General features: G+C 62.2%; 21 protein-coding genes and 1 pseudogene. 8 read left to right on the top strand and 14 right to left on the bottom strand.

Going from position 1 to position 22710, the window contains the following annotated elements; all coding sequences use genetic code 11:
• Positions 1–400: 400 nt before the first annotated feature.
• From AWB68_RS27215 to AWB68_RS27250, 8 genes are all read right to left on the bottom strand, one after another.
• The gene (locus AWB68_RS27215) at positions 401–1132 is read right to left on the bottom strand and encodes a maleate cis-trans isomerase family protein (RefSeq protein ID WP_087647448.1); all 732 of its coding nucleotides are present in this window, start codon (positions 1130–1132) and stop codon (positions 401–403) included.
• 12 nt (positions 1133–1144) lie between these two features.
• Positions 1145–2524, bottom strand: a complete 1380-nt coding sequence (locus AWB68_RS27220; protein ID WP_510183573.1) for an isoxanthopterin deaminase — start codon at positions 2522–2524, stop codon at positions 1145–1147.
• A gap of 30 nt (positions 2525–2554) precedes the next feature.
• Positions 2555–3895, bottom strand: a complete 1341-nt coding sequence (locus AWB68_RS27225; RefSeq protein WP_087647450.1) for a nucleobase:cation symporter-2 family protein — start codon at positions 3893–3895, stop codon at positions 2555–2557.
• A 63-nt stretch (positions 3896–3958) separates the two neighbouring features.
• Positions 3959–5014 (bottom strand): CobW family GTP-binding protein, encoded by a 1056-nt coding sequence (locus AWB68_RS27230; protein ID WP_087647451.1) that lies wholly within the window; start codon positions 5012–5014, stop codon positions 3959–3961.
• The gene (locus AWB68_RS27235; RefSeq protein WP_087647452.1) at positions 5011–5619 is read right to left on the bottom strand and encodes a UbiX family flavin prenyltransferase; all 609 of its coding nucleotides are present in this window, start codon (positions 5617–5619) and stop codon (positions 5011–5013) included. Before AWB68_RS27235 ends, AWB68_RS27230 begins: the two co-directional genes overlap by 4 nt.
• Complete coding sequence (locus AWB68_RS27240) at positions 5616–7001, bottom strand: UbiD family decarboxylase (RefSeq protein WP_087647453.1); 1386 nt, start codon at positions 6999–7001, stop codon at positions 5616–5618. Before AWB68_RS27240 ends, AWB68_RS27235 begins: the two co-directional genes overlap by 4 nt.
• A 75-nt stretch (positions 7002–7076) precedes the next feature.
• Positions 7077–8009, bottom strand: coding sequence for an amidohydrolase family protein (locus AWB68_RS27245; RefSeq protein WP_087647454.1), 933 nt, complete (start codon positions 8007–8009; stop codon positions 7077–7079).
• Positions 8009–8965: an amidohydrolase family protein gene (locus AWB68_RS27250; RefSeq protein ID WP_087647455.1), complete on the bottom strand. Its 957-nt coding sequence runs from the start codon at positions 8963–8965 to the stop codon at positions 8009–8011. The genes AWB68_RS27245 and AWB68_RS27250 overlap by 1 nt, the downstream gene beginning before the upstream one ends.
• Positions 8966–9208: 243 nt before the next feature.
• Between AWB68_RS27250 and AWB68_RS27255 the strand changes: the two genes are divergently transcribed.
• Complete coding sequence (locus tag AWB68_RS27255) at positions 9209–10102, top strand: LysR substrate-binding domain-containing protein (RefSeq protein ID WP_087647456.1); 894 nt, start codon at positions 9209–9211, stop codon at positions 10100–10102.
• On the opposite strand, the gene AWB68_RS27260 is transcribed toward AWB68_RS27255, so the two are convergent.
• A complete protein-coding gene (locus AWB68_RS27260; RefSeq protein WP_087647457.1) occupies positions 10080–10985 on the bottom strand; it encodes a LysR substrate-binding domain-containing protein in 906 nt (301 codons plus the stop codon). The genes AWB68_RS27255 and AWB68_RS27260 overlap by 23 nt on opposite strands.
• 104 nt (positions 10986–11089) lie before the next feature.
• Between AWB68_RS27260 and AWB68_RS27265 the strand changes: the two genes are divergently transcribed.
• A complete protein-coding gene (locus AWB68_RS27265) occupies positions 11090–11578 on the top strand; it encodes a (2Fe-2S)-binding protein (RefSeq protein WP_087647458.1) in 489 nt (162 codons plus the stop codon).
• Positions 11579–13819 carry a xanthine dehydrogenase family protein molybdopterin-binding subunit gene (locus AWB68_RS27270; protein ID WP_087647459.1) on the top strand — a complete coding sequence of 747 codons (2241 nt, stop codon included), beginning with the start codon at positions 11579–11581 and terminating at the stop codon, positions 13817–13819.
• Positions 13820–14047: 228 nt separating this feature from the next.
• On the opposite strand, the pseudogene AWB68_RS46920 reads toward AWB68_RS27270, so the two are convergent.
• Positions 14048–14179 (bottom strand): annotated as a pseudogene (locus AWB68_RS46920) (oxidoreductase); the annotation flags it as partial.
• Here AWB68_RS46920 and AWB68_RS48915 point away from each other — a divergent pair.
• Positions 14174–14449, top strand: a complete 276-nt coding sequence (locus AWB68_RS48915) for an IclR family transcriptional regulator (RefSeq protein ID WP_200828803.1) — start codon at positions 14174–14176, stop codon at positions 14447–14449. The pseudogene AWB68_RS46920 and the gene AWB68_RS48915 overlap by 6 nt on opposite strands.
• 366 nt (positions 14450–14815) lie before the next feature.
• Here AWB68_RS48915 and AWB68_RS27280 read toward each other — a convergent pair whose 3' ends face one another.
• From AWB68_RS27280 to AWB68_RS27290, 3 genes are all read right to left on the bottom strand, one after another.
• Positions 14816–15007: a tautomerase family protein gene (locus tag AWB68_RS27280; protein ID WP_200828801.1), complete on the bottom strand. Its 192-nt coding sequence runs from the start codon at positions 15005–15007 to the stop codon at positions 14816–14818.
• 167 nt (positions 15008–15174) lie between these two features.
• Positions 15175–16416, bottom strand: coding sequence for a CaiB/BaiF CoA transferase family protein (locus AWB68_RS27285; RefSeq protein ID WP_087647460.1), 1242 nt, complete (start codon positions 16414–16416; stop codon positions 15175–15177).
• The gene (locus AWB68_RS27290; RefSeq protein WP_087647461.1) at positions 16406–17245 is read right to left on the bottom strand and encodes an HTD2 family dehydratase; all 840 of its coding nucleotides are present in this window, start codon (positions 17243–17245) and stop codon (positions 16406–16408) included. The genes AWB68_RS27285 and AWB68_RS27290 overlap by 11 nt, the downstream gene beginning before the upstream one ends.
• Positions 17246–17571: 326 nt before the next feature.
• Between AWB68_RS27290 and AWB68_RS27295 the strand changes: the two genes are divergently transcribed.
• A complete protein-coding gene (locus AWB68_RS27295; protein ID WP_087647476.1) occupies positions 17572–18387 on the top strand; it encodes an IclR family transcriptional regulator in 816 nt (271 codons plus the stop codon).
• Positions 18388–18399: 12 nt separating this feature from the next.
• Here the strand turns inward: AWB68_RS27295 and AWB68_RS27300 are convergent, their stop codons facing one another.
• Positions 18400–19239 carry an IclR family transcriptional regulator gene (locus AWB68_RS27300; RefSeq protein WP_087647462.1) on the bottom strand — a complete coding sequence of 280 codons (840 nt, stop codon included), beginning with the start codon at positions 19237–19239 and terminating at the stop codon, positions 18400–18402.
• Between the two features lie 381 nt (positions 19240–19620).
• Here AWB68_RS27300 and AWB68_RS27305 point away from each other — a divergent pair, with 381 nt between their 5' ends.
• The 3 genes from AWB68_RS27305 (at position 19621) to AWB68_RS27315 (ending at position 22356) form a co-directional block, all read left to right on the top strand.
• Positions 19621–20049: a VOC family protein gene (locus AWB68_RS27305; protein ID WP_087647463.1), complete on the top strand. Its 429-nt coding sequence runs from the start codon at positions 19621–19623 to the stop codon at positions 20047–20049.
• A 241-nt stretch (positions 20050–20290) separates the two neighbouring features.
• Positions 20291–21556 carry an MFS transporter gene (locus AWB68_RS27310; protein WP_087647477.1) on the top strand — a complete coding sequence of 422 codons (1266 nt, stop codon included), beginning with the start codon at positions 20291–20293 and terminating at the stop codon, positions 21554–21556.
• A 29-nt stretch (positions 21557–21585) separates the two neighbouring features.
• Positions 21586–22356 (top strand): SDR family NAD(P)-dependent oxidoreductase, encoded by a 771-nt coding sequence (locus AWB68_RS27315; RefSeq protein ID WP_087647464.1) that lies wholly within the window; start codon positions 21586–21588, stop codon positions 22354–22356.
• The last annotated feature ends 354 nt before the right edge of the window (positions 22357–22710 follow it).

Below are 22710 nucleotides of genomic sequence, written 5' to 3' on the forward strand. Positions count from 1 at the left end.
CGCATTCCCCATTGACGTATCGCCCGGCTTCATCTCGATCACCAATCCCTTCGATGGCGTCGAAGTGGGCACTGTGGCGAACATTCCACCTGAAGGCGCGCAGATGCTGATCCAGACCGCAAAGGATGGCGCGCGCGTCTGCCGCAACCTGCCCCGTCATGAACGGGCCCGCCTGCATGCGGCCTGCGCGTCGCTCGCATCCTTCTCGCTGAACAGAACGCCACCGTGGCGTTGCATTACGCTTCCTATGGCTACGTGCTCGAGACGGGGTGTGTGGTGGCAGAAGGCACCAGCGCCGAACTGCGCAGCGAGGATGCGCTTCAGAATGCTCACCTCGGCGCCGTCCTCTGACACTTGCTTTTAAATCAGAGTGGGGCGAGCGCCATCAGCGCAACCCAACTCACGAATTCATCGAGAACATCCTTCCCCAACTCGAAAGCGCAAGCGTGTCCACGTCGAGCATTCTCAGCGCTTTCCACACGACGGTCGCCACCGTGTCGTACGCGGGAATATCGGTCGCGGCCTCGAACGATCGCGCGAGATGCGCTGCGTGCAGGTTGGTGCAGAACGTCGTCACCGCATCGGGCCGGGCGAACGCGGTTTCGCTCATCATGTCCGCGAGGACTCTGTCCGGCACGCCGGCAAAGCTGAAATTCTCGCTCAGGCCCAGATGCCGTTCCGCGACGCATTCGATGCCAAGCTTCTCGTAGTTGCGTATGATGCGCTCCTGAACGTCGTCGATATAGGGCGATACGAGGCCGAGGCGCCGCACCCCCGTCTTCGCGAGAATCTCGTTTAACGCCAGGACCGACGTGGTCGCGGGAATGCCGGTCGCCTCGGTCAACTGACGGCACAGCGCTTCGTCGCGCTCGAAGCCGAGCCAGCCCGCCGATGTCCCGCTCCAGCCGATAACGTCCACACGCGCATCGGCCAGTTGCCCCGCCGCATCGAGAATGCGGCTCACGTCGAACTGGCCGAGCGCCTGTCTCGTCAGACTGATTTCTGTCACAGTGAAGCGCGCGAAATGCGCGCTGACATGCGGCAACGCGCTCAACATCGCCGAGGTGATCGGCTCGAGCGCCGTGTTGGAGGAGGGCGTCAGAATGCCGAGCCTGATCCGTTTCGATTGCATTGCGCTACCTCTCTAGTCGGAAAGCAAGAGCTTCACGCCCTCGGCGGCCTGACGCCGAAGTTCGACAAGATCAAGACCTGGAATTACGCCGTCGTCGACGACTACGCGGCCGTTCACCACGTTGTAGCGCACCCGCGCGGGCTCGCCCGCTGCGACCGGCGCTACCGCGAGATCGTGAAAGCCGAAGAAGCGCGGATCGTCCACGTCGTACAGCACGAGATCCGCTGCCTTGCCCGTCTCGATCGTGCCGACCGCATCGAGGCCGAGCACGCCCGCACCGCCCGCGCTGCCCCAGTGAATCGTCTGCTCGATGGTGGTCGCCGACGCACCCTGCGCCGCGCGATGCACGAGCCACGCGAAGTGCGCTTCGTTGGTCATACTCCCGGATTCATTCGATGCCACGCCGTCCACCGCGAGCGACATCGGCACGCCCGCTGCCGCCATCTGCGGTGCGGGCGCGATACCGCTGCCGAGACGCGCGTTGCTGACGGGACAATGCGAGCAGCCGCTGCCCGTCTCGGCAAGCATCGCAATCTCGCGCGTCTCGAGATGCACGAGATGTGCGAACCACACATCGGGACCGAGCCATTCGTGATCGGCGACGAATTCGACCGGCAGCTTGTCGAAGCGCTCGCGGCAGAAGTCGACATAGCGCCGCGTCTCGGAGAGGTGCGTGTGCATCCGCAGGCCCATGCGCCGCGCTGCGCGAGCAACTTCCGGCAGGAGTTCGGGGGGCAGTGAGAAAGTGGGCGTCGTGGGCGCGACCACGACGCGGCGCATCGATGCTGCGCGCGGATCGTGGTAGCGCGCCTTCAGGCGCTCGATGTCAGCGAGCATCTGGTCGAGCGTTTCGGGCTTCAGAGCGAGCTTCGCGAATCCGGGATGATCGCCCGCCGCCTGCAAGGCGCCGCCACGGCAAAGCACGAAGCGCAGCCCGAACGAAGCCGCTTCGTCGAACAGAAGATCGCCCGTTTCGGTGGTGCCCTCCGCATGATAGAGATAGTGATGATCGGCACACGTCGTCACGCCCGAGAGCAACAACTCGGCCATGCCGAGACGCGCTGCGACGCGCGCCAGTTCCGGCGTGAAGCGCGCAAGGCGCGGATACGGCACGGCGGCGAGCCATTCCTGCAGGTCCGCGTCGATACCGGAAGGCACCGCCTTGAGCAGATTCTGGAACAGATGATGATGCGTGTTGACCCAGCCTGGATAGACGACGCATGAGCTGGCATCGATGACGCGCTCGTCGTCGCGCGCGTCGAGATTCGGTGCGATGGCCCGGATGACGCCGTCGCGGATGCGAATGTCCACTTGCCCGAGACGCGCAGCGTCGCCGCGCAATCCGCTCATCACCGCAACGGGGTTCTTGATCAGCAGCGCTTCAGTTTGCATGTTCATGATGGGATGTCCTGTCAGCACGTTTTACTCGCGCACCATGCTGTGCACCGGCACGGCGTCGTCTTCATGCGCGCCGTTGAGCACAGCGTTCAACACGACCGACACGAGGCATGCCAGCACCACGCCGCTGTGCACGAAGGGTTGCGTCCAGTCGGGCATCTGTTTGAACACTTGCGGCGCCATCACGGGAATGAGTGCGGTAGCAATCGTAAAGCCGACGATCAGCACGTTGTAGCGGTTGCGCTCGAAGTCCACCTTCGCCAGTGTCTGGACGCCGGCCGCGACCACGACACCGAACATCGCAATCCCTGCGCCGCCGAGCGCAGCCGCGGGTGTCGACGCCACCACCGCGCCGAACTTCGGCACGAGCGCCACCACGCACATGAACACGCCACTTATTGCCACGACCCAGCGGCTGCGCACGCCGGTCAAGATGACGAGACCGACGTTCTCCATGAACGCGATGAAAGGGAACGCGGCGAACATGCCGGCGATCGCGCTCGCGAGCCCGTTAGCGCGCATGCCGCGCACGGCGTCTTCCTCGCTGATGTTCTTGCCGACGATATCGCCGATCGCGACGAAGAGACCCATCGACTCGACCATCTGCACGACCATGACGACGATCATCGTCATCACCGGCACGAGAGAGAAGACGGGCGTGCCGAAGTGAAACGGCAGCGGCACGGTGAACCATGGCGCTTGCCCGACATTCGCGAAGTCGCCCATGCCGAGCGCGCAGGCGAGAATGCTGCCCGCGATCAGGCCGATCAGCACCGACAGGTTGCGCAGGAACGCATTCGCGAAGCGGTTGACGGCGAGAATCATGAGCGCGACGAACAGTGCGACGCTGAGGAACGGCAACGCGCCGAAGTGCTGCCGCGCCGCCTCGCCGCCGCCCGCCCATTGATACGCGACGGGAAAGAGCTGCAGGCCGATCACGGTGACGATGCAACCGGTCACGACGGGCGGAAAGAAGCGGCGCAGACGTCCGACGAGCGGTGCGGCGAACATCGTGAACACGCCCGCGCCGATGACGGCGCCGCACACGCCCGCGAAGCCGACGCCCGGACTCATGCCGATCGCGATAACCGGGCCCACGCTGCTGAACGCGACGCCCTGCAGAATCGGCAGGCGCACGCCGAACTTCCAGACGCCGACGGTCTGCAGCACGGTCGAGATGCCGGAGCAGAAGAGCGCCGTGCTGATGAGGACGGTGGTGTCGGCCGGCGACATCTTCAGCGCCGAAGCGACGATCAGCGGAACGGCGATCGCGCCGATATAGGCGACGAGCATATGCTGCAGGCCGAGCGTAATCATCTGCCGCTTGGGCAGGACGCGGTCGACGGGGTGTTTCTCGGTGTTCATCACGTGTCTCCGGATTATCGTTATCGGCCGGCGCGTCGCTTTGCGCCCCGGCCGCTTCGCTCGTCAGGCCGCGACCGGCACGGCGAGACAGGCATGGAAGCGTTCGGTCAGCGCGGCGCGGTTGAGCTCGCGTCCGATGAACACGATGCGACTCGAGCGTGGCTCGCTGCCCCACGCCTGCGCCGCGCGCAATTCGATGATGTCGTGCACGCCTTGCAGCACATAGCGATGCCGCTCGCCTCGCACGGCAACGATGCCCTTCATGCGAAAGAGATTCGTGGCGTCGGATTGGCGCAACTCGCCGAGCCACTCTTGCAGCGCGTCGAGATCGATGTCCGCATCGATTTCGATGCCGACCGACGACACGCTTTCGTCGTGCTGGTGATCGGCATGTTCGTCCGCCTGATGATCGTGATGGTGATCGTGGTCATGGTCGTCGTCGGCTTCGACGAGTTGTTGCGCGAACTCGCTCGCGCCCACGCCGAGAATCTTGCGCAGATCGATTTGCGCATAACTCGACTCGACGATCTCCGCCGTGGCGTTGAGTCCACGCAGCCGCTCAGTGAGTGTTGCGATCTCCTGCGACGTGACGAGATCCACCTTGTTGATCAGGATGCGGTCCGCGCAGACGATCTGATCGACCGCCTGGTTGTCGCGGCCATCGAGGACGAGATCGTCCAGATGCGCAGCGATGTGCTTCGAATCGACCGTCGTGACCACGGCGTCCAGCGTCACGCGTTGCGCGATGGGATCGTCGATGAAGAAGGTTTGCGCCACCGGATACGGGTCCGCGAGCCCGCTCGTCTCGACGATGATGTGATCGAGCCGCTCCGGCCGCTCCACGAGCATGCGCACGATGCGTACGAGATCCTCGCGCACCGCGCCGACGCAGCATACGCAGCCGTTGGTCATCTCGTAGATCTCTTCGGTGGATTCGAGCACGAGCCCGCCGTCGATGCCGACTTCGCCGAACTCGTTTTCGATCACCGCGATCTTGTGGCCGTGCTTCTCGCGCAGAATGTAGTTCAGAAGCGTCGTCTTGCCGGCGCCCAGGAATCCCGTCAGCACGGTGACGGGAATCTTCTCGAACGCATTGTGAGTGGTGTGAATGTGCGTCATGGCGTGTCTCCTTTTCGTCGTTCGTGATGCGTGTTTGTTTCAGTGTCTTTCCAGCGTCGCACGACGTCGCAATCGAGGCCGAACAGATCCAGCACGCGTCCCAGCGTGTGATCGATCATCTCGTCGAGCGAGGTGGGGCGCGCATAGAATGCCGGCACCGGCGGCGCGATGATTCCGCCCATTTCGGTGACGGCGATCATGTTGCGCAGATGCGCCAGCGTGTACGGCGTTTCTCGCGCAAGCAGCACCAGCGGGCGGCGCTCCTTGAGCGTGACATCGGCTGCCCGCGAGATCAGGCTCGACGAAAGGCCGCTCGCGATCTCGGCGAGCGTCTTCATCGAACACGGCGCGACGATCATCCCGAGCGTGCGGAACGAGCCGCTCGAGATGGCGGCTGCCATGTCGTCGCACCGGTAAGTGACGCCCGCGAGCGCGCTGACTTCGGCGAGCTTATAGTCGGTCTCGTGGGTCATCGTCAGGAGCGCGCTGCGCGAGACGGTCAGATGCGTTTCGATATCGAGCGCGCGCAGCAACTGCAAGAGGCGCACGCCGTACGCGAAGCCGGACGCGCCGCTGATTCCCACCGCGATTCGCCGCGTGCTCATCGTGCGACTCCCGCGAGAATGCCGGCGGCTCGAAGAAGGGCTTCCTCGCCGATCCGCGCGCGCACGCCGTCGAAGTTCGCGCCGCGCGTCGCGTCGATGCCCATGCGCGACGTGGTGCCGTTGGCGGACGAAGACGGATCGAGCGGACTGCCCGGCAAGCCGCCGATGATGAACACGTCCTCATGCGGCTGGCTATGCGCGGCAATGGCCCACAGCACTTGCGAATCGTCCGTGATGTCGATGTCGCCATCCACGGCCACGACATGCTTGAGATACGGGTCCCAGCCGAGCAGCGCGAGCATGATCTGGCGCGCTTCGCCATCGCGTGTCTGGTTCAACGCGACGTAGCAATGAAAGTGCGTGCCCGAATTGGGATAGTGCACGGCGGCGACGGAAGGAAAGCGCGCCTTCAGCTTTTCGCTCATTTCGGCCTCGCGCGGCAGGCGCGCGAGCGTCAGGTGCTCGGCATAGGGACCGCCGACGACATCGACGAGCCATGCATCGCGGCGACGCATCATCGTCTCGATGCGCAGCACGTTGTTGGTCGAGCGGTCCGACGAATAGCCGGTGAATTCGCCGAACGGACCTTCGTCTGCCCGCGCGTCGGGATCGATCGTACCCTCCAGCACGAACTCCGCGGCGGCGGGCACGCCGATGCCGTAGCGCGGCGTGCGCACCAGTTCCAGCGGCGCGCCAAAGAGGCCGCCCGCAATCGCGCGCTCGTCGAAGCCAAAGGGCACTCGCGATGCCGCCGCAAGCATGAACAAAGGATGCGCGCCGATGACCATGCCCACCTTGAGCGTATCGCCGCGCGCCTTGGCCACTTGCAGCATGCGCCACAAGTGTCCGCGTGAATGCAGGCTCGTCGCGAGCGCGTTGCGCGCATGCGGCATCGATCGGTGATAGCTGAGATTGGCGACGCCCGTCACCGGGTCTTCCGCGACGATCACCGCATTCGTGACATACGGTCCTCGGTCGGTGTCGAAGTGGCGGATCATCGGCAGTTGCGCGAGATCGACGGCGTCGCCTTCGGTGATCTCGTCGAGCACCGGGCCGCTCGATACGTAGGCCGGCGCGATCGGCGCGTTTGCGCGCTGCTGATAAGCGTCGAAGAGCCCGCTCGCGTTCACGTCGAACAGACGACCGATGCGCTCGCGCGATGCGAAGAAGTTGGTCGCGAGCGGAACGCCGATGCCGTCCACGTTCTCGCAAACGATCATCGGATGTTGCCCGCGCGCGGCGAGTTGCGCGACGATCGCGGTCACGTCCTGATCGGCGGACAAGGGTTCGCGTAGTGTTAGCACATCGTCGGCATACTGTTCGCGATACGCGTGCGCAAAGCGTTGAAAGTCCTGCGTGGCGCGAAAAAGGTTATCGGCCATCGTGAGCTCCGTCGAAAGCGGATCGAGTGGGAAGAGGAGGGAACAAGCGGGCGCAGACAACCGCGCCCGCATGGATCAGGCAGGCTGTGCGACGCCGTCGTCCTTCACGTAAGTCGCTTTCAACCGCTTCTCCGCTTCGGCGACATCCTTGGGTGGTTTCGTCGGTTCGATGCCAACCAGCCGCGCGATGTTATTGCCCATGTAGTCCTCGAGCCCGTCTTCGTCGAGATCCATGCCTTGCGGCGCGGGACCGCAGAGCATTTCCAGTTCGCGCAGCCACATGCCCGGCTCGTTCGGCGGCGAGTCCGTGCCGAACACAATCTTGCTGCGCGGCAGCTGGCGCGCGAACTCGACGATGCGCGACTGATAGCACCAGCCCGATTCGCAATACACGTTGGGCGTGTCCATTGCCATCCAGAAGGCTTCGAACGAGTAATTGCCGCCCGTCTGAATGCCGAAGTGGCCGATGATGAAGTTCACCATCGGGAACTCGCGGATGATCGGATAGAACTGCGTGGGAATCGTGTACGGGCCGTCGCCGGTATGAATCAGGACGACGACGCCCAGCTCCGCGCACTTCTTCATCGCCGGACGCAGCCAGTCGAGCGCGCGATCCGGGCGATAGCCGTGCATGTTCGCATGCAGCTTGAGCATCTTGAAGCCGTACTCCTTCACGTGGAATTCCAGTTCGGCTGCGCCGTTCTCCGGACCCCAGCGCGGGTTATAGGTGAAGTTGCCGATGAAGCGGTCCGGATACTTCTGCGTGAGCTCGACGATATAAGACATGTAGTCGCGAATGCCTTCGCGGCCGCGCCGGTTGCCGTCACGGTAACCGGTGTTGCCGGGCGGCGGCTGAATGAAGCCCATGTCGATACGGCGGGGCTTGCCGTTGATGATGTACGGCCCGTCCATCATCTTCAGCAGGCGTTCGCCGGTGAAAGGCTCACCCGTGTGACGCCAGGCTTCGTCGACGAGATTCGTCGGGTGCAGATGGGTATCGATGATCATCAGCGGGCTCCTGCATAGTCGGCGTGAACCGCGTTGTGCTTCGCGGCTTTTGCGTGTCGTTTGAGATAGGCTTGCGCTTCCTCGACGCTTCGCGGCGGCGCACTCGGCTCGATGCCGATCATCCGGGCGAGGTTGTTGCCGAGATAGTCTTCGAGCGTGTCCTCGTCTAGATTGAGACCCTGCGGCGGTTCGTGACACAGCACTTCGAGCAGGCGCAGCCACATGCCCGGCTCGTTGGGCGGCGTGTCGGAGCCGTACAGGATCTTGTGCGTGGGCAACACCTTGGCGAATTCGACGATGCGCGATTGCAGGCACCAGCTCGACTCGCAATAGACGTTCGGGGTGTCGAGCGCCATCTGATACGGTTCGAAGCAATACACGCCGCCGGTCTGCACGCCGAAATGCGCCATGATGAAGTCGACCGACGGAAACTCGCGGATCAGCGGATACCATTCGCTCGGAATGCTGTACGGGCCGTCGCCGGTGTGCAGCTTGACGATGAGGCCCAGGTCGGCGCACTTCTTCAACGCGGGGCGCAGCCAGTCGAGCGCGCGGTCCGGACGATACGCGTGCATGTTGGCCTGCAACTGCACCATCTTGAAGCCATGTTCCTTCGCATAGAACTCGATCGCCTCGGCGCCGTTTTCCGGGCCGCAGCGCGGGTTATAGACGAAGCAGCCGAGCAGCCGGTCGGGATATTTCTGCGTCAGCTCGACGGTGTAGGCCATGTAGTCGTCGATCGACTCGCGGCCCGAACGCTCGCCATCGGTCCACGTATAGATCGTGTTGCCTTGCGGCGGCTGAATGAAGGCACGGTCGATGCGACGCGGCTTGCCGTTGATGATGTACGGGCCGTCCATCACCTCGATCAGACGCTCGCCGGAGAAGGGCTCGCCGTCATGGCGCCAGGCGAGGTCGACGAGATTGGTCGGATAACAGCTTGTGTCGATGATCATGTACTCGATCTCCTTGAGGGGAACTGGCGTGTCCAGTTGCCGGATCGCGGCAGGCGCATCGATGGAACGCAAGTCCTCACGGACTTGCCCATGCGGCCCTTTGCAAGACGCGGCCTGAAGCGCGTCTTCCCCTCGCCGGCATCGAGTGTCACACTGATGTGCACTGCTGCTTGCGATGCAGTCTCACAAGTAACGAGCACTCTGTACAATATTTTTTGACCACGACCTTGATACGTTAGCGATATGGACATGCGGCTGTTGCGTTACTTCGCGGTGCTCGCCGACGAACTGCATTTCGGCCGCGCAGCGGCGCGGCTGCACATTTCGCAGCCTCCCCTGAGCCAGCAGATCCGCATCCTCGAGGAGGAGATGGGGACCGCGTTGTTCCTGCGCTCGCAACATCGGGTCGAACTGACCGAGGCAGGGAAAACACTGAAGGAACAGGCGCCGCTGATCTTCGCGCAGTTCGAGCGCGCGATCGATCTCACGCGTTGCGCAGGGCGCGGCGAAGTGGGGAGCCTGGAGATTGGTGTCATCAGCTCGGCAATGGTCGAGCCGATTCCCCATACCCTCGGCGTCTTCGCGCGCAAGCATCCGCAAGTGCGCTGGACGCTGCATGAGATGACGCCCGCCGCGCAGATCCAGGCGTTGAAGGAGCGACGGCTCGACGTGTGTTTTTTTCGCGTGTCGCACGAAGATCCGGAAATCAGTAGCGAAGTCGTGCTGCGCGAGTCCGCCGTGGTGGCGCTGCCGCTGGCGCATCCCTTCGCCGGGCGCGACGAGATTGCGTTGCGCGATCTGGAGACGGAGCGCTTCCTGTCGTTTGGCCTGCTGCAATCGCAGCTCGCGCGCTTTTTGCGCGACTGCTGTGTGGAAGCGGGATTCACGCCGCGCATCGAGCAGGAAGTCGTCGAACTGCATACGCTCCTGTGTCTCGTTCGCGAAGGGCTCGGCGTCGCGCTGCTGCCTTCATCGGCGCAGCAGTTGTCGAGCGGCGGCGTTGCCTTCGTGCCGCTGACGGCGCCGCGTCCCGAAGTGTGCCTGCACGCGCGCTATCGTGCGGAAACACCGTCTCCGGTGCTTGCGCGCTTTCTCGAAACGGTGCGGGAAGTGGCTATGTCCGGGGATTTCCGTTGATCGTCTGCGCGACCAGCCCGCGTATCGCCTCGACGAGCGGCGCCACGCGCGCCGCTTTTTCACGGGGCCAGACCGCGTAGAGGTTGTAGTGCGTCGGGATCTCGACCTGCGTGATTTCGACCAGCCTGCCTTCGCGCCGGGCGTCGGCGGCGAGAAGGCCGCGCGCGAGTCCGACGCCCACGCCCGCGCTCGCGGCCGCGATCAGTCCGGCGGCATTGTCGAAGACGGCTACGGCGTCCGGTTCGACTGCGGGCAGGCCCGCTGCGGCGAGCCACGGAATCCATGAGCGCTTCGTGTAGCCGAGCAATGGCAGCTCGAGCACTTGTTCCGGCGTGCATCGTGCGTCGAGTCCGCGCGCTTTCAGGAGGCCGGGCGAACTCACGACCGTCAGCCGGTCGCCACAAATCAGCGCGTTCTCGAAGCCGTCCCATTCTCCATAGCCGTATCGTAAGGCGAGGTCCGCGCGCTCGAATGCGCTGCGGTCGTGGCGCGGCGCGGACAGCACGGTCAGCGACGTGCCTGCCAGCCCGCCGAGCAACGCAGGCAAGCGCGCGACGAGCCAGCTTTGCGCGAGTTCGGGATCGACATCGAGCGTGATCGACTGCTTCACCGCGCGCTCCTTCACCGACGACAAGGCGCGATCGATCTGCTCGAAGCCATCCGCCAGTTGATTGGCGAAGAGGGCGCCCGCATCGGTCAGTACGACGCGCGCGCCTTCGCGCATGAAAAGCGGCTGGCCGACGAACTCCTCGAGCGTGCGGACCTGCTGGCTGATCGCGCTATGCGTGAGCGACAACTGACGCGCCGCGCTCGAGAAGCTGCCGGCGCGCGCCGCTTGCAGGAAAGCCTGCATCGACTGGATCGAAGGGTAGCGCTTCAACATGGGTGTTAGCCGGGCTTACGGATGATGGAAGAAATCGTCGCTGGCGCTATGCACGGCGGATTTCGATAATGGCCGCAAGCACGACGACATACAGGAGACAACGCATGATCGAGATCATCGTCAACGACGCGCGGCACTCGCTCGACAATGTACCGGAAGACATGCCCTTATTGTGGGTGCTGCGCGACCGGCTCGAATTGACGGGCACGAAGTTCGGTTGCGGAGGCGGCTTCTGCGGCGCATGCACAGTGCATCTGGAAGGCGAGGCGGTGCGCTCGTGTCTGCTGCCGATCGCGGCGGTGGCGGGCAGGCACATCACGACGATCGAAGGCTTGTCCAGGGATGGCACACATCCGTTGCAACTCGCGTGGGTCGCCGAAGACGTGCCGCAATGCGGCTACTGTCAGTCGGGGCAACTGATGCAGGCCGCGGCGTTTCTGAAAGGCAAGGCATCGGTCAGCGACGAAACGATCACGGCGGCGATGTCCGGCAACATCTGTCGCTGCGGCACTTATGCCCGCATTCGCAAGGCGATCAAACGCGCGGCATCGGGCGATCCGGCTCTGGCTGCTTCGTCCGCAGCGGAGGCTTGAATGCGCATCGAGGAACAGGCTTTGACGAGTCCGCGTGGCGCTACGCGGCGTCGTTTCATCAAGCAAGCTTCGGCCTTCCTGGCGTCGGGACTCGCGATCGGTTTTCAGTTGCCCGAGGCGTTAGCTAAGGCCGGCAACGCGAATCGCGGTCCCGATCCGCAAAACGGAGAGTTCGAGCCCAACGCATGGGTGCGCGTGCTGCCCGACGACACGATCAAGCTCGTCGTGCACAAGCACGACTCCGGTACCGGCACGCGCACCGCACTCGCGGCGGTGGTCGCGGAAGAACTGGACGTCGATCCGTTTCGCATCGACGTGATCACGCCGGAGAATCCCTTCTATTCCGACTACATCCATCCGCTGTGGAAAGTGTTTTCCACGGGCGGAAGCACCAGCGTGTCGCTCGAATACGATCGGCTGCGGCACGCGGGCGCGACCGCTCGCGCGATGCTGATCGCGGCCGCTGCGAAAGAGTGGAACGTGCCGCCCTCCGCTTGCTCGACCGATAGCGGCTTCGTGGTCGACAAGACGAGCGGCGCGCGTGCACGTTATGGGTCGCTCGCGGTCATCGCGGCGACGCTGCCCGCACCGAAGGACGTGCCGCTGAAAGACCCGTCGCAGTTCAAATACATCGGCAAGTTGCGCAAGAAGCGAGGCGCCGCACAAAAGACGACGGGCGCATTTCCCTACAGCATGGACGTGCGCTTGCCCGGCATGCTGGTCGCCGTCGTTACGCGCGCGCCGGTGATCGATGCACGCGTGCGCAGCATCGACGCCAAAGCCGCGCTCGCCGTGCCAGGCGTTCGGCAAGTGCTGCAAATCCCGGGACGCCCGGACGTACTGGGCGGCAATCAGGCGGGCGTCGCCGTGCTCGCCGACGACTATTGGTCCGCGCACAAGGGACAGGCTGCGTTGCGGGTCGAATGGGAGGACAGTCCGTTCGAAAACTTCGACAGCCGCGATCTGTCCGCCCGTCAGGCTGCATGGCTCGATGATCCCGAGGCTCGCGTCGTGCCGACCGTGAGGAACGGCGACGCCGAAGCGATATTGAAGCACGCCCCGCGCGTGCTTCAGGCTGCGTATTCGATGCCGTACAAAGCGCAGAATCCGCTCGAGCCCATCAACGTGACCGCATGGGCGAAGCAGGGTGGCATCGAGTATTGGGGCGGATTGCAGGTTCCGTCGACGGTGCAGGAGGCCGCCGAGGTGATCGGGCGAATCCCGGCGGATCGTGTCGTGCTGCATGAACTCGTGTCGGGCGGCAGCTTCGGTGCGCGCGAATCGAAGTACTGGCTCTTCGAAGTGACCTGGCTCGCGTTGCAAATCGGCAAGCCGGTCAAGCTGATGAACAGCCGCGAGGATGAAATGCGCGCGCTGTTCTATCACTCGGCGAGTCATCATCGTGCAAGGGCCGCGCTCGATGCACATGGCAACCTCGCCGCCTTCCAGTTGCGTGCGGTGATGCCTGCGTCGCCCGAGCAATGGGAACCGGGGTATTTCGATCGTCCTGACCGCATGGACTACAGCACGACGGAGGCAATCAGCAAGTATGAGTTCGCGTACGGCGCGCCGCATGTCGACCTCGGCTGGGTGCGTCACGAGACGGGCGTGCCCACCGGCTGGTATCGCGCGGTGAGCTACATCCCCAATGTGTTCGCGGTGGAGTCGTTGATGGACGAAGCGGCGCATGCCGGGCATCGCGACCCGATCGACTTTCGGATTGCGCACATGAAGGACACGCGCCATATCGCTGTGTTGCGCGAGGCCGCCGCGCGAGCCGGATGGGGCAAGCCGATGCCGCACGGAACGGCGCTCGGTGTCGCAACGAATCGGGCATATGGCAGTTACGTTGCCGTAATCGCAAGGGTGGCACGTCGCGGCGACGGCGTTGTGATCGAGAAGCTGACGTGTGTGGCCGACTGCGGGCTCGCGGTGTCGCGGGGCGGGGTCGAGGAGCAGCTTTACGGCGGACTGATGTGGGGGCTCGGACACGCGCTTGCCGATCGTATCGATATTCGTCACGGACGGGTTCAGCAAGCGAACTTCGATTCGTATCGCGTGATGCGAATGAAGGATATGCCGGAGATCGACATCGCGATCGTGCAGGGTGATCCGGACAAGCCCGGCGGTGTCGGGGAGCTGTCGAGTCCTTCGGTCGCGCCCGCGATAGGGAACGCAGTGTTCAGGCTGACGGGCAGGCGTCTGCGGGAGACCCCATTTGACTTGGGGGCTGGGGTCTAGCGAGCTGACGCAAGACTCTTACCCGCCGTGCGGCAGGCGGCGCATGGAGATGCAATCGTTGCCGACGGCACCAGCTGCCGCCACCAGATAGCGTCGTCGATGCACTCGGTTTGAAGGAGGGCGACGACACTGAGATCTATGCCGACCAATCCGGCGCGTTCTCGGTCACCAAAAAGGCCGACTGTCGCTGAGCGGTTCGAGCGCCTGCGCAGGTACCGCGGACGACTGCCCCGACTCTTGCCGGCGCATATACGGCAGCACCGCCCGGTTGACCCGCTGCGCGCGGAAAAGATTGGTGTCGAACACCTTCATCATTTCTTCAGCCGTGAAGGCTTCGCTCGGACCGACCACCAGATGTCCGGGCGAGCACCGCAGCGAGAAAGCCGTACGCTCGAAGCGTTTCGGGCGAAGATGGTCGAGTGGAGAAAGGCGGGCAGTCTCGTGACGCGCGGCGAAGTCGATGCGGGCTCGGTCGGCATTGCCGCGCCGATCCTCGACCCGGACCGGCTCGGTCTCGGGAGCGTGAGCTATGTTGTTTCGAACAAGACGGAGGATCGCACCATCACGCGGCTTGCGGCGCTCGCCGTCGCGGGCGCGCGGGAGATAGAAGGGAGTTTGAGGGGCGGGTAGAACGCCCAGTCTCAAAGCGCACGCCCGTTGGACCTTCATCGCCGTTGCATAGTTGACGACGGGACGGCGTCTGAGCGTCCCGTATCCTATGTGCGACGCAGCGCTCGCGGTCGGGCGAGAAAGGGGTAGGCCGTTAGAGAAGAATGATCTCCCGACGCGCGACAGCGGGATGACATCGAGACTGAACAAGCATGAGATTTCATTCGGCGTACTTTGACTGACTCGCATTGGAGCGGAGCTGTTCATGCAGCCGCGCGTCACAGGTGGGACGGAACCGGCGACGGCCCGGCCGTCAAGGAACTATGAACAGGCCGCATTGGGATGACTAGCTGCGCCGGCGGGGTTGACGACGGCTTCGGCTCAAGATTACGCGGGACCCTCTCCAAAGAGAGCGCCTCCGCCCGCCCAGTTGGACGGTGCCACGTCCTCGAAGATGACGTAGATGTATTTGGCCTCAGTGCCGGTGTTTTTCACGATCGATTCAGTTATTTCAGCGGCGATGGCCTTCTTGGCCGCGGTGTCCTTTCCTTCGAACCAGCTTACGCGAACGACGGGCATTGAATATCCTTATTGAAGTAATGATCGATTGGCCAATCGAAAAAACGCTTCACGCGCCATTCGCATTGGTTTGAATGCAGTCTATCGTCGCCAAGGATCGGGATAAACAGGCTGCAGATGGTCACTGAATAGAAACTTTGTCCTCAATTCGCACGAGGATTGCTCGGCTATGAGGCCTTTTGCGATGCTGTCGGTGGCTTCTCTTGGGCCAGGCTGGCGACCGCAGCGCCTTCTTCGAGCAAAGCGGCGATGTCATCGGCTGAATACCCGATGTCTTCCAGTACCGCGCAGGTGTCCCAACCGCGCGGCTGTGCGAACGGAGGTAGCGGCGGGAATTCGTCGTTGAAACGGATGGTCGATCGGATCGCCACCGTCTTGCCTTCGGTCGGATGCTCATCGGACTGCAGCAGTCCGACGGCCTGCAGATGCGGATCACGCGGCAATGTATCCAGCGTATGGCAAGGCTTGACGGCGATATCGGCTCTTTGAAGAAGGTCGAGCCATTCGTCTGTAGTCTTGTCAGTCAGCGGCGCGCCTCGTATCGCGAACCACTCCATGACATTCTGAGCACGTGCGCCCACTGTTGCAAAGCGCGGGTCGCCGATGAATTCCTCACGCCCGACCGTTTTGAGGAACGACCGTACCTGCTGGTCAGTATTGACGGTAAATGCGATCCATCCGTCTGCCGTCTTCACAGGTTTGTTGTGAGGACTGAGCAAACGCAGATCTCCAGGAGGCCCGACAGGAGGATCAAAGCTCTGCTGGGCCAGATGTTCTTGCAGCACGAATGCGGACATGGTTTCAAACATCGGCACCTCGATGGAGGAGCCGTCGCCCGTTGTCTTGCGCTGCATGATTGCAGCCAGAATGGAGCCGGCAGCAATCTCGCCGACGACATGATCGCAGATGAGCATCGGCACATAGGCTGGCGCGCCATCGCGCGCGAGCATCAGTCCGGTCATGCCCGTGGCGGCCTGCACCACGCTATCGTATGTCGGGTGACCGGCGTAGGGACCGTCGGTGCCATAGCCGGTTATCAGACAATAGATCTTGTTCGGATGCTCAGCGCGGATGCTTTTCGCGTCGAGCCCGAGACGCACAAGCGCTTGGGGCCGCATGTTGGCGATCACCACGTCGGCTGATGCGACGAGCTTCTTGATCAGCGCTTTACTGCCTGGCTTCTTCAGGTCGCAGCACAGATTTCGCTTACCGCGATTCAGGTGCAGGTAGGCGCCAGAGTGCTGCCCGGTCGGAGACAGGCCGCCCAAGCCGCGCATCAGATCGCCCTCCGGGCTCTCCAACTTAATGACTTCGGCGCCATACTGCGCGAGTCGTGCCGTGCAAACCGGACCGACTACGACGCTGGTCAGGTCCAACACGCGAATTCCTTTCAACGGTTCAAAGCTCATTGACTTCGGCCTCCATTTCAGCGGCGATTCTTCCGGAATCGTCGTATGCCTTTAGGTTCCACTGCGTCCCGCTGTGATCGGCCGCCAGCGTCACGGGCCGGCCGCAGAAGAGCGGTGCAACGTTTTTCATCTTGAAGCGGCCGAGGTTCAGCGCGAGCTCGCGGCGCGCGAACTCAGTTAGGAACAGCGTCGTGAGGCCACCGTTGACTACCAGATCAGGGAAGCCCTCGACATCGCGCGCGTGGTCCCTGTCGATGTGAATCTTGTGCGAGTTGAAACCGAGCGCCGAATATTGGAAGAGCAGCGTTTCGTCGGGTAGCACGGTCTTCGTTTGGGTGGCCGACACGGCAGTCGGCTCGCCAGGGACGGAAGCTTTGGGACTGGACTGCGCAGGCAGTAGCAGATAGGTCTGCGTTTCGGTGATCGCGGGTTCGGTTTCATCGGAGAGCCGCATCGAATGCGCGATGGTCACGATGGCCTTGCGTCCGGAGGCACCGGTCTTCTCGGTGATGTCGGCGACGCCGCTTGTCCGAATCACGGTCGCGCCGATCGGAATATTTCGGTGATAAACCACGGTGCGTCCGCCCTGCAAAAGACGAGGCAAGCCAAGATCGGGAATCGCTGCGCCAAGACCCGGGAAGCCATCGGCGCGCAGGTCTGAACGTCGCGTATCGGCGCCCATCAGGATGAAGTGCCAGCCCCGCGGAAGTACAGCGCCATCATCAATGGCATCCATTGGTAGGTCCAGCATCGCCGCCACCCGCCTGACTAATGAGGCAGAGCAGTGTTCGGTGCGCGTGTAGGTCGGGTGACTCGCTTCTTCCGTCATCGATGGATTCCTTCTTCTATGCCCAGCCGAGAGAAGGCTCTCGCCGGTTATCAATGCATTGGTGAAATACGCTTTTCATAGGTGATTCTACAGAATGGCGTGCTCGGCGCAACCTGCGGTTAACGCTAAGTCGGTCGCGCGGGCGAAACGCCCGAGCTGCCTGTGAGCCGTGCCGTTTATTGAAGTGCCTCGTCTCATCCAGTACAGTGGTTCGGATTCTTGTTATCCACTGCGATCAAGGCGACACCGGACTGGCGGGGCGCCTCTCGCCTGAAAAGACGAACCCCATGCCGCGGCAGCGCACACACAGCGAAACCAAAAACCAAATGAACGACGACGTGACCGCGATGACGAAAGCGGCCGAAGTGGAGGGCCGCGCTTATTCCGCGCCTGCGCTCGAGAAGGGGCTAGACATACTGGAGATGCTGTGTCAGGCGGAAGCGCCGCTCTCAATGAAAGACATCGCTCAGCAGCTCGGGCGTAGTGTTGGCGAGCTCTACCGGATGCTTGCCGTGCTAATTGACCGCAAATATGTGACGCAGATCGGCGACAGCTACTACATCACGACAAAGCTTTTTTCCCTGTCGCACGACAACCCGCCCACGCACAGGTTGCTCGCCGAGGCAATGCCGATCATGCAGAAGTTGTCGAGCCAGCTAGACCAGGCTTGTCATCTCACCGTGTACGGTCAGGGCCGTCAGACCGTGATTGCGAAGATCGACACTCCGAGCGGAATGGGATTTAGCGTGCGCGTCGGATCGGAACTGGATGTGCTGGTTTCGGCTTCAGGGCGGGTGCTTCTGGCATTCCAGGATCCGGAGATCAGGAAGTTCAGAATCGATGAATCATTGCAGCGCCGCCCCGATCAGACGGATGCGCAGATCTCGGGCGTGCTCGACTTCATCAGACAGCGCGGCTATGAATCGGCGCCGAGCGTTCAGGTGCGCGGCCTTTACGCGGTCAGCTTCCCCATTCTGGACTCGCACGACCACGCGATTGCGGCACTGACCGTTCCTTACGCCGAACGCATCGACCAGGTGCGTCGCAAGTCGATCTCGGACATTGAAGAAGCGCTCGGCGAAGCGGCTGCGCTCCTATGTACACGAGTAGGCGGGCGCTCGCAGGTGCGAGCGAGCGGCTAGCGGTGAACCAGTTCAAGCGTTGAATCCGCCGGCAGCCAGACGCTGTGCGGAGCCCGGTACGCCTCCACCGATGCGTCCGCTGATCGTCTTGGCGGCCTCTTCGAGCGCCGCCTGTATCTCACTGACCGGCTTGCGCTGCGCCTGGTCAATTCTTTCCGCATAGGGGATGGTCAGCGCCGCGATGGCGTGATTCCTCGAATCCAGCACAGGAAAGCTGAGCGCATAGAGGCCTCTGACTTGCGAGCTAGGGGCCGACTCATACCCGCGCGCCCGGATGTAGTCCAGGACGGCGTTAATCTGCGGATCCGCCTGGTCGGGGCTGCGCTGCAGCGATTCGGAGATCCGCAGATTGCGTGTCTCCTCATCCTGGAAGGCGACCAACACCCGTCCCGACACCGAAATCAACACGTCCAGATCCGATCCGACCCGAAGGCTGAACCCCATTCCGCTTGGGGTGTCGACTTTCGCCACCACGACCTGCTTGCCGTGGTTGTAGACCGTCAGATGACAGGACTGATCGAACTCGCTCGCCAACTTGTTCATGACTGGCGTCGCTTCGAGCAGCAGTCTATGGGTCGGCGGGTTCAGGTGTGACAGTTCGAAGAGTTTCGTGGTGATCGCATAGCTGTCGTCGATCTGCGCGACATAGTTGCGGCTCACCAGGCACTGAATCATTCGGTAAATCTCGCCCACGCTCCGGCCGACCTGTCCGGCCAAGTCCTTCTGAGTCAGCGGATGCTGGCTTGCGCAGAGCGCTTCGAGAATGTCGAGACCCTTCTCCAGCGCGGGAGCCGAGTAGCTCCTGGCACTCGCTTCATCAGCCGAAGTGTCCAGGTTGACGTCGTGTTTCATAGTTCAGCCCTTAAAAACCTTAACCTCGCCGCCCGTCGTCAGATGGAATGGCGTCAATTTATCGATGCAGCGCACCTTGCAAAAGGCCCATCTGTGGTCTACGGCCCCTGGCTGCCTGAAGAGGCGGGAAATGCCCAAAAAACAGCCGCATTGCCGCGATTCGGTTCGAGCATAACAAAGTTGCGCCAGCGGAGCGTCCGTAAAAATACTTGTAGGTGTTTGCACCTATGCATAGTTGACTTCACTAATGAAACGACATACCTTGTCATCAAGCTTTGAACACGCAAACAGAGCTTCGACCAGAGCAGCACTTTTTTGCACCCTGACGCTTTCAAGCGTTGCTGCACGCCAAGCGCACCCTTTCACCCTAAGAGGCCCGACATGAACTTCAAGTTTCACCACCTCAACTTGTGCACCGACAGTCTTCCCCGCCTGACCAGGTTCTATCAAACGCTGTTCGATCTCGGCACGATCAACGATGAAGAACACGCCCGGGTGAACGCCGAAAGTACGACTACCGGCTACAACGGCAAGGTCGACTTTCTGAGCGACGGCGACATCGAATTTCACTGGGCGGAGCGGGATCTGGACACGGGCTTCAAGATGAATCAAATCGTCAATCCCATGGCGCGCGGACACTTCTGCTTTCGCACCGACGACATCGAGGGCTTCAAGAGGCGGCTCGACCAACATGGCATCCGCTACTCGGACTACGGTCGTTGGGCGATTGCAGGCTGGCACCAGGTTTTCCTCCAGGATCCGGATGGAAACGTGATCGAAGTACACCAGCCGAATGTGTTTGCGCGCTAGGGCGTGTGGTTGGCGTGGCCGTGATTCCGTTGCCTTGAGCAACCGGGACCAGGTGCCGCGCCTCTTGCAAGCAACTCTCTTCTATCCGTTCGCCTGTTGGATGTGACCGACGCTTACCCCAGACAATCCCGATCGAAGCAGCGCCCTTTTTTGTTACCCAAGCAAAATCAATCTTCCAACAGGAGACATCCCGATGAGGGACACATTAACCATGGACGCGCCAGTCGCTCCGACAAACTCGATGGCAAAGCGCGCGACTGTCGCGAGTACAGTCGGCTCGGCGCTGGAGTGGATCGACTTCACCGCCTACGGCGCGGTCGCTGCGACCGTCTTCCCAAAGATCTTCTTCTCGCAAATGGATCCCAACATGGGGATCCTCGCGGCGTTCGCGACTTTCGGGATCGGCTTTTTCGCGCGCCCGCTCGGCGGGCTCTTCTTCGGAGCGCTGGGTGACCGCATCGGGCGCAAGAACATCCTGCTTTATACGTTATCGCTCATGGGCGCTGCGTCGTTCCTGATCGGCTGCCTGCCGACCTACGCGACCATCGGCTTCGCGGCACCCTTGTGTCTCGTGCTACTGCGTTTCCTGCAAGGCTTTGCACTGGGGGGAGAAGCGACAGGCGCGCAGCTCATGACGATGGAGCATGCCCCGCAGAACAAACGAGGCCTGTATGGTTCGTTCATCAACACGGGCTCCTCGCTGAGCGCGGCGCTGGCGAGCGGAGTGCTGTTTGCGCTGACGAGCACACTCGGCGCAGAGCAGTTCCAGGCGTGGGGATGGCGCATTCCGTTTCTTATGAGCTTCCTGCTCGTCGTGGTCGGCATCTATATTCGCCTTCGGGTCTCGGAGACACCGGCCTTCGTCCAGGCGCACGCCAAAGGCGCGGAAGAACGCGTGCCACTCGTAAAGGCCTTCGCTCAGTATCCGGGGACCATTTTCCGTCTGCTTGTAGTCTGGTGCGCTCCGACAGCCTGCTTCTACGTAATTACGGTCTTCTCGCTCAGCTACATCACGAAGAACCTGGCCCTTCCCAGCCAGACCGCATTTCTCTGCCTGATGGGCGCGAACCTCATCGCGATCGTCACGGTGATTGCAGGCGGCGCAGTGAGCGACCGAATCGGCCGCAAGCCGACAATGCTGATCGCATCGGTGTTGACGCTCGCGATCGCGCTGTCCTATTTCACGCTCCTCGACACGAAGAACTGGTATGTCATCTTCTTTGCAATGGCGGCGTTCGTTGGTTCGCTCCAGATCCAGTCCGGCGTGCAACCCGCTTTCTTCGCGGAACCGTTCCCCACGAATGTCCGATACTCGGGATCCGCAGCTGCATATACCGGCGCAAATCTGCTGGTGGGCGGGCCCACGCCTTTTATCTGCGCATGGCTGCTTCAGCACGCGGGCGGTCAGACCTGGGTCATCACCGCGTTTTGCGCGGTGGTCATTGGCGCCTCGCTCATCGCCATCATTGCAAGCCCTGAAACCCGACATCTCGATATCAAACGCTAATTCGCGCCAGGCGCGTTGGAGTAATAAACATGCTTATGGAAAACAAGGTTTGCGTGATCGTCGGTGCAGGTTCGCTCAGAGGAATTGGATATGCGACTGCAGAACTTTTCGCGGAACATGGGGCAAAAATCGTCGCTGTCGACGTCGTCATGAATGATGGTTTGGCTAGCGAAATCAAGGCTGCCATCGACAGTAAAGCGGGACGCGATGCCGACGTCATCGGCATTCGATGCGACATCGCGGACGAGGAAGACTGCACACGTCTGTTCAATGAAGTCATCGCCCGCTTCGGTTCAGTCGATTGTCTTGTGAATAGCGCCGCAATCGTCAAGGCCCAGCCGATGCTCACAATCGAGGGGTCCGACTTCGACCGGATGATGAACGTGAATCTCAAAGGAGCTTTCAACCTTTGTAAAAGTGCCTTGGCGGTATTCGCGGAACAGAAGCGTGGCGCGATCGTTAATGTTGCTTCGGTTGCGGCGCAACGGGGCGGCGGTCTGGTCGGCGGTGCTCATTACGCCGCGTCTAAAGGCGGCGTCATCAGTCTGACTCGCACGATCGCTCGCGAGTTTGGGCCGATGGGAATTCGCGCCAATGTCGTCTGTCCTTCAATGACGGAAACGGGCATGCTGGATGGATTGTCCGAAGAGCGGCAGAAGGAAATCGCTACCACGATTCCTTTGCAACGCGCAGGTCGACCGGTGGAAATCGCCGGGGCTTGCCTCTTCCTTGCGTCTGATCTCGCGGGCTATGTAACCGGTGCAACCATCGACGTCAACGGTGGCAGTCACATTCATTGACCAAGGACGGTTGACGTTGAGTCAGGGCGCACATCGTTACACGACGGCGCAGCTCGACGGGCAAGCCGCTCTGCGCTCCGCGACCGCAATTCAATCGACGTAACGGGCTGACCACGGCTGGATTTAACTGCCCGTACGACGCCTCAACTCTGGCATCTCGTGCCGACCTCAACGTACCGGCAGCCATTCGGCTGTCGCGGCGCCTGGCCGCGAATCCGTCGGCCCAGCCACAGCCGGTAAGCTCATGGACCGCCCCGATCGTTCGGCTACCATCCCGGGGCGTGATTGAGTTGCCGCCACCCGCGTTCGGCGCCGGCTATCCGGGCGGCCCTACGTTGGAGAGCAAGCCGTGCC

Source organism: Caballeronia choica (assembly GCF_001544535.1).
In the GTDB taxonomy this organism is placed as follows: domain Bacteria; phylum Pseudomonadota; class Gammaproteobacteria; order Burkholderiales; family Burkholderiaceae; genus Caballeronia; species Caballeronia choica.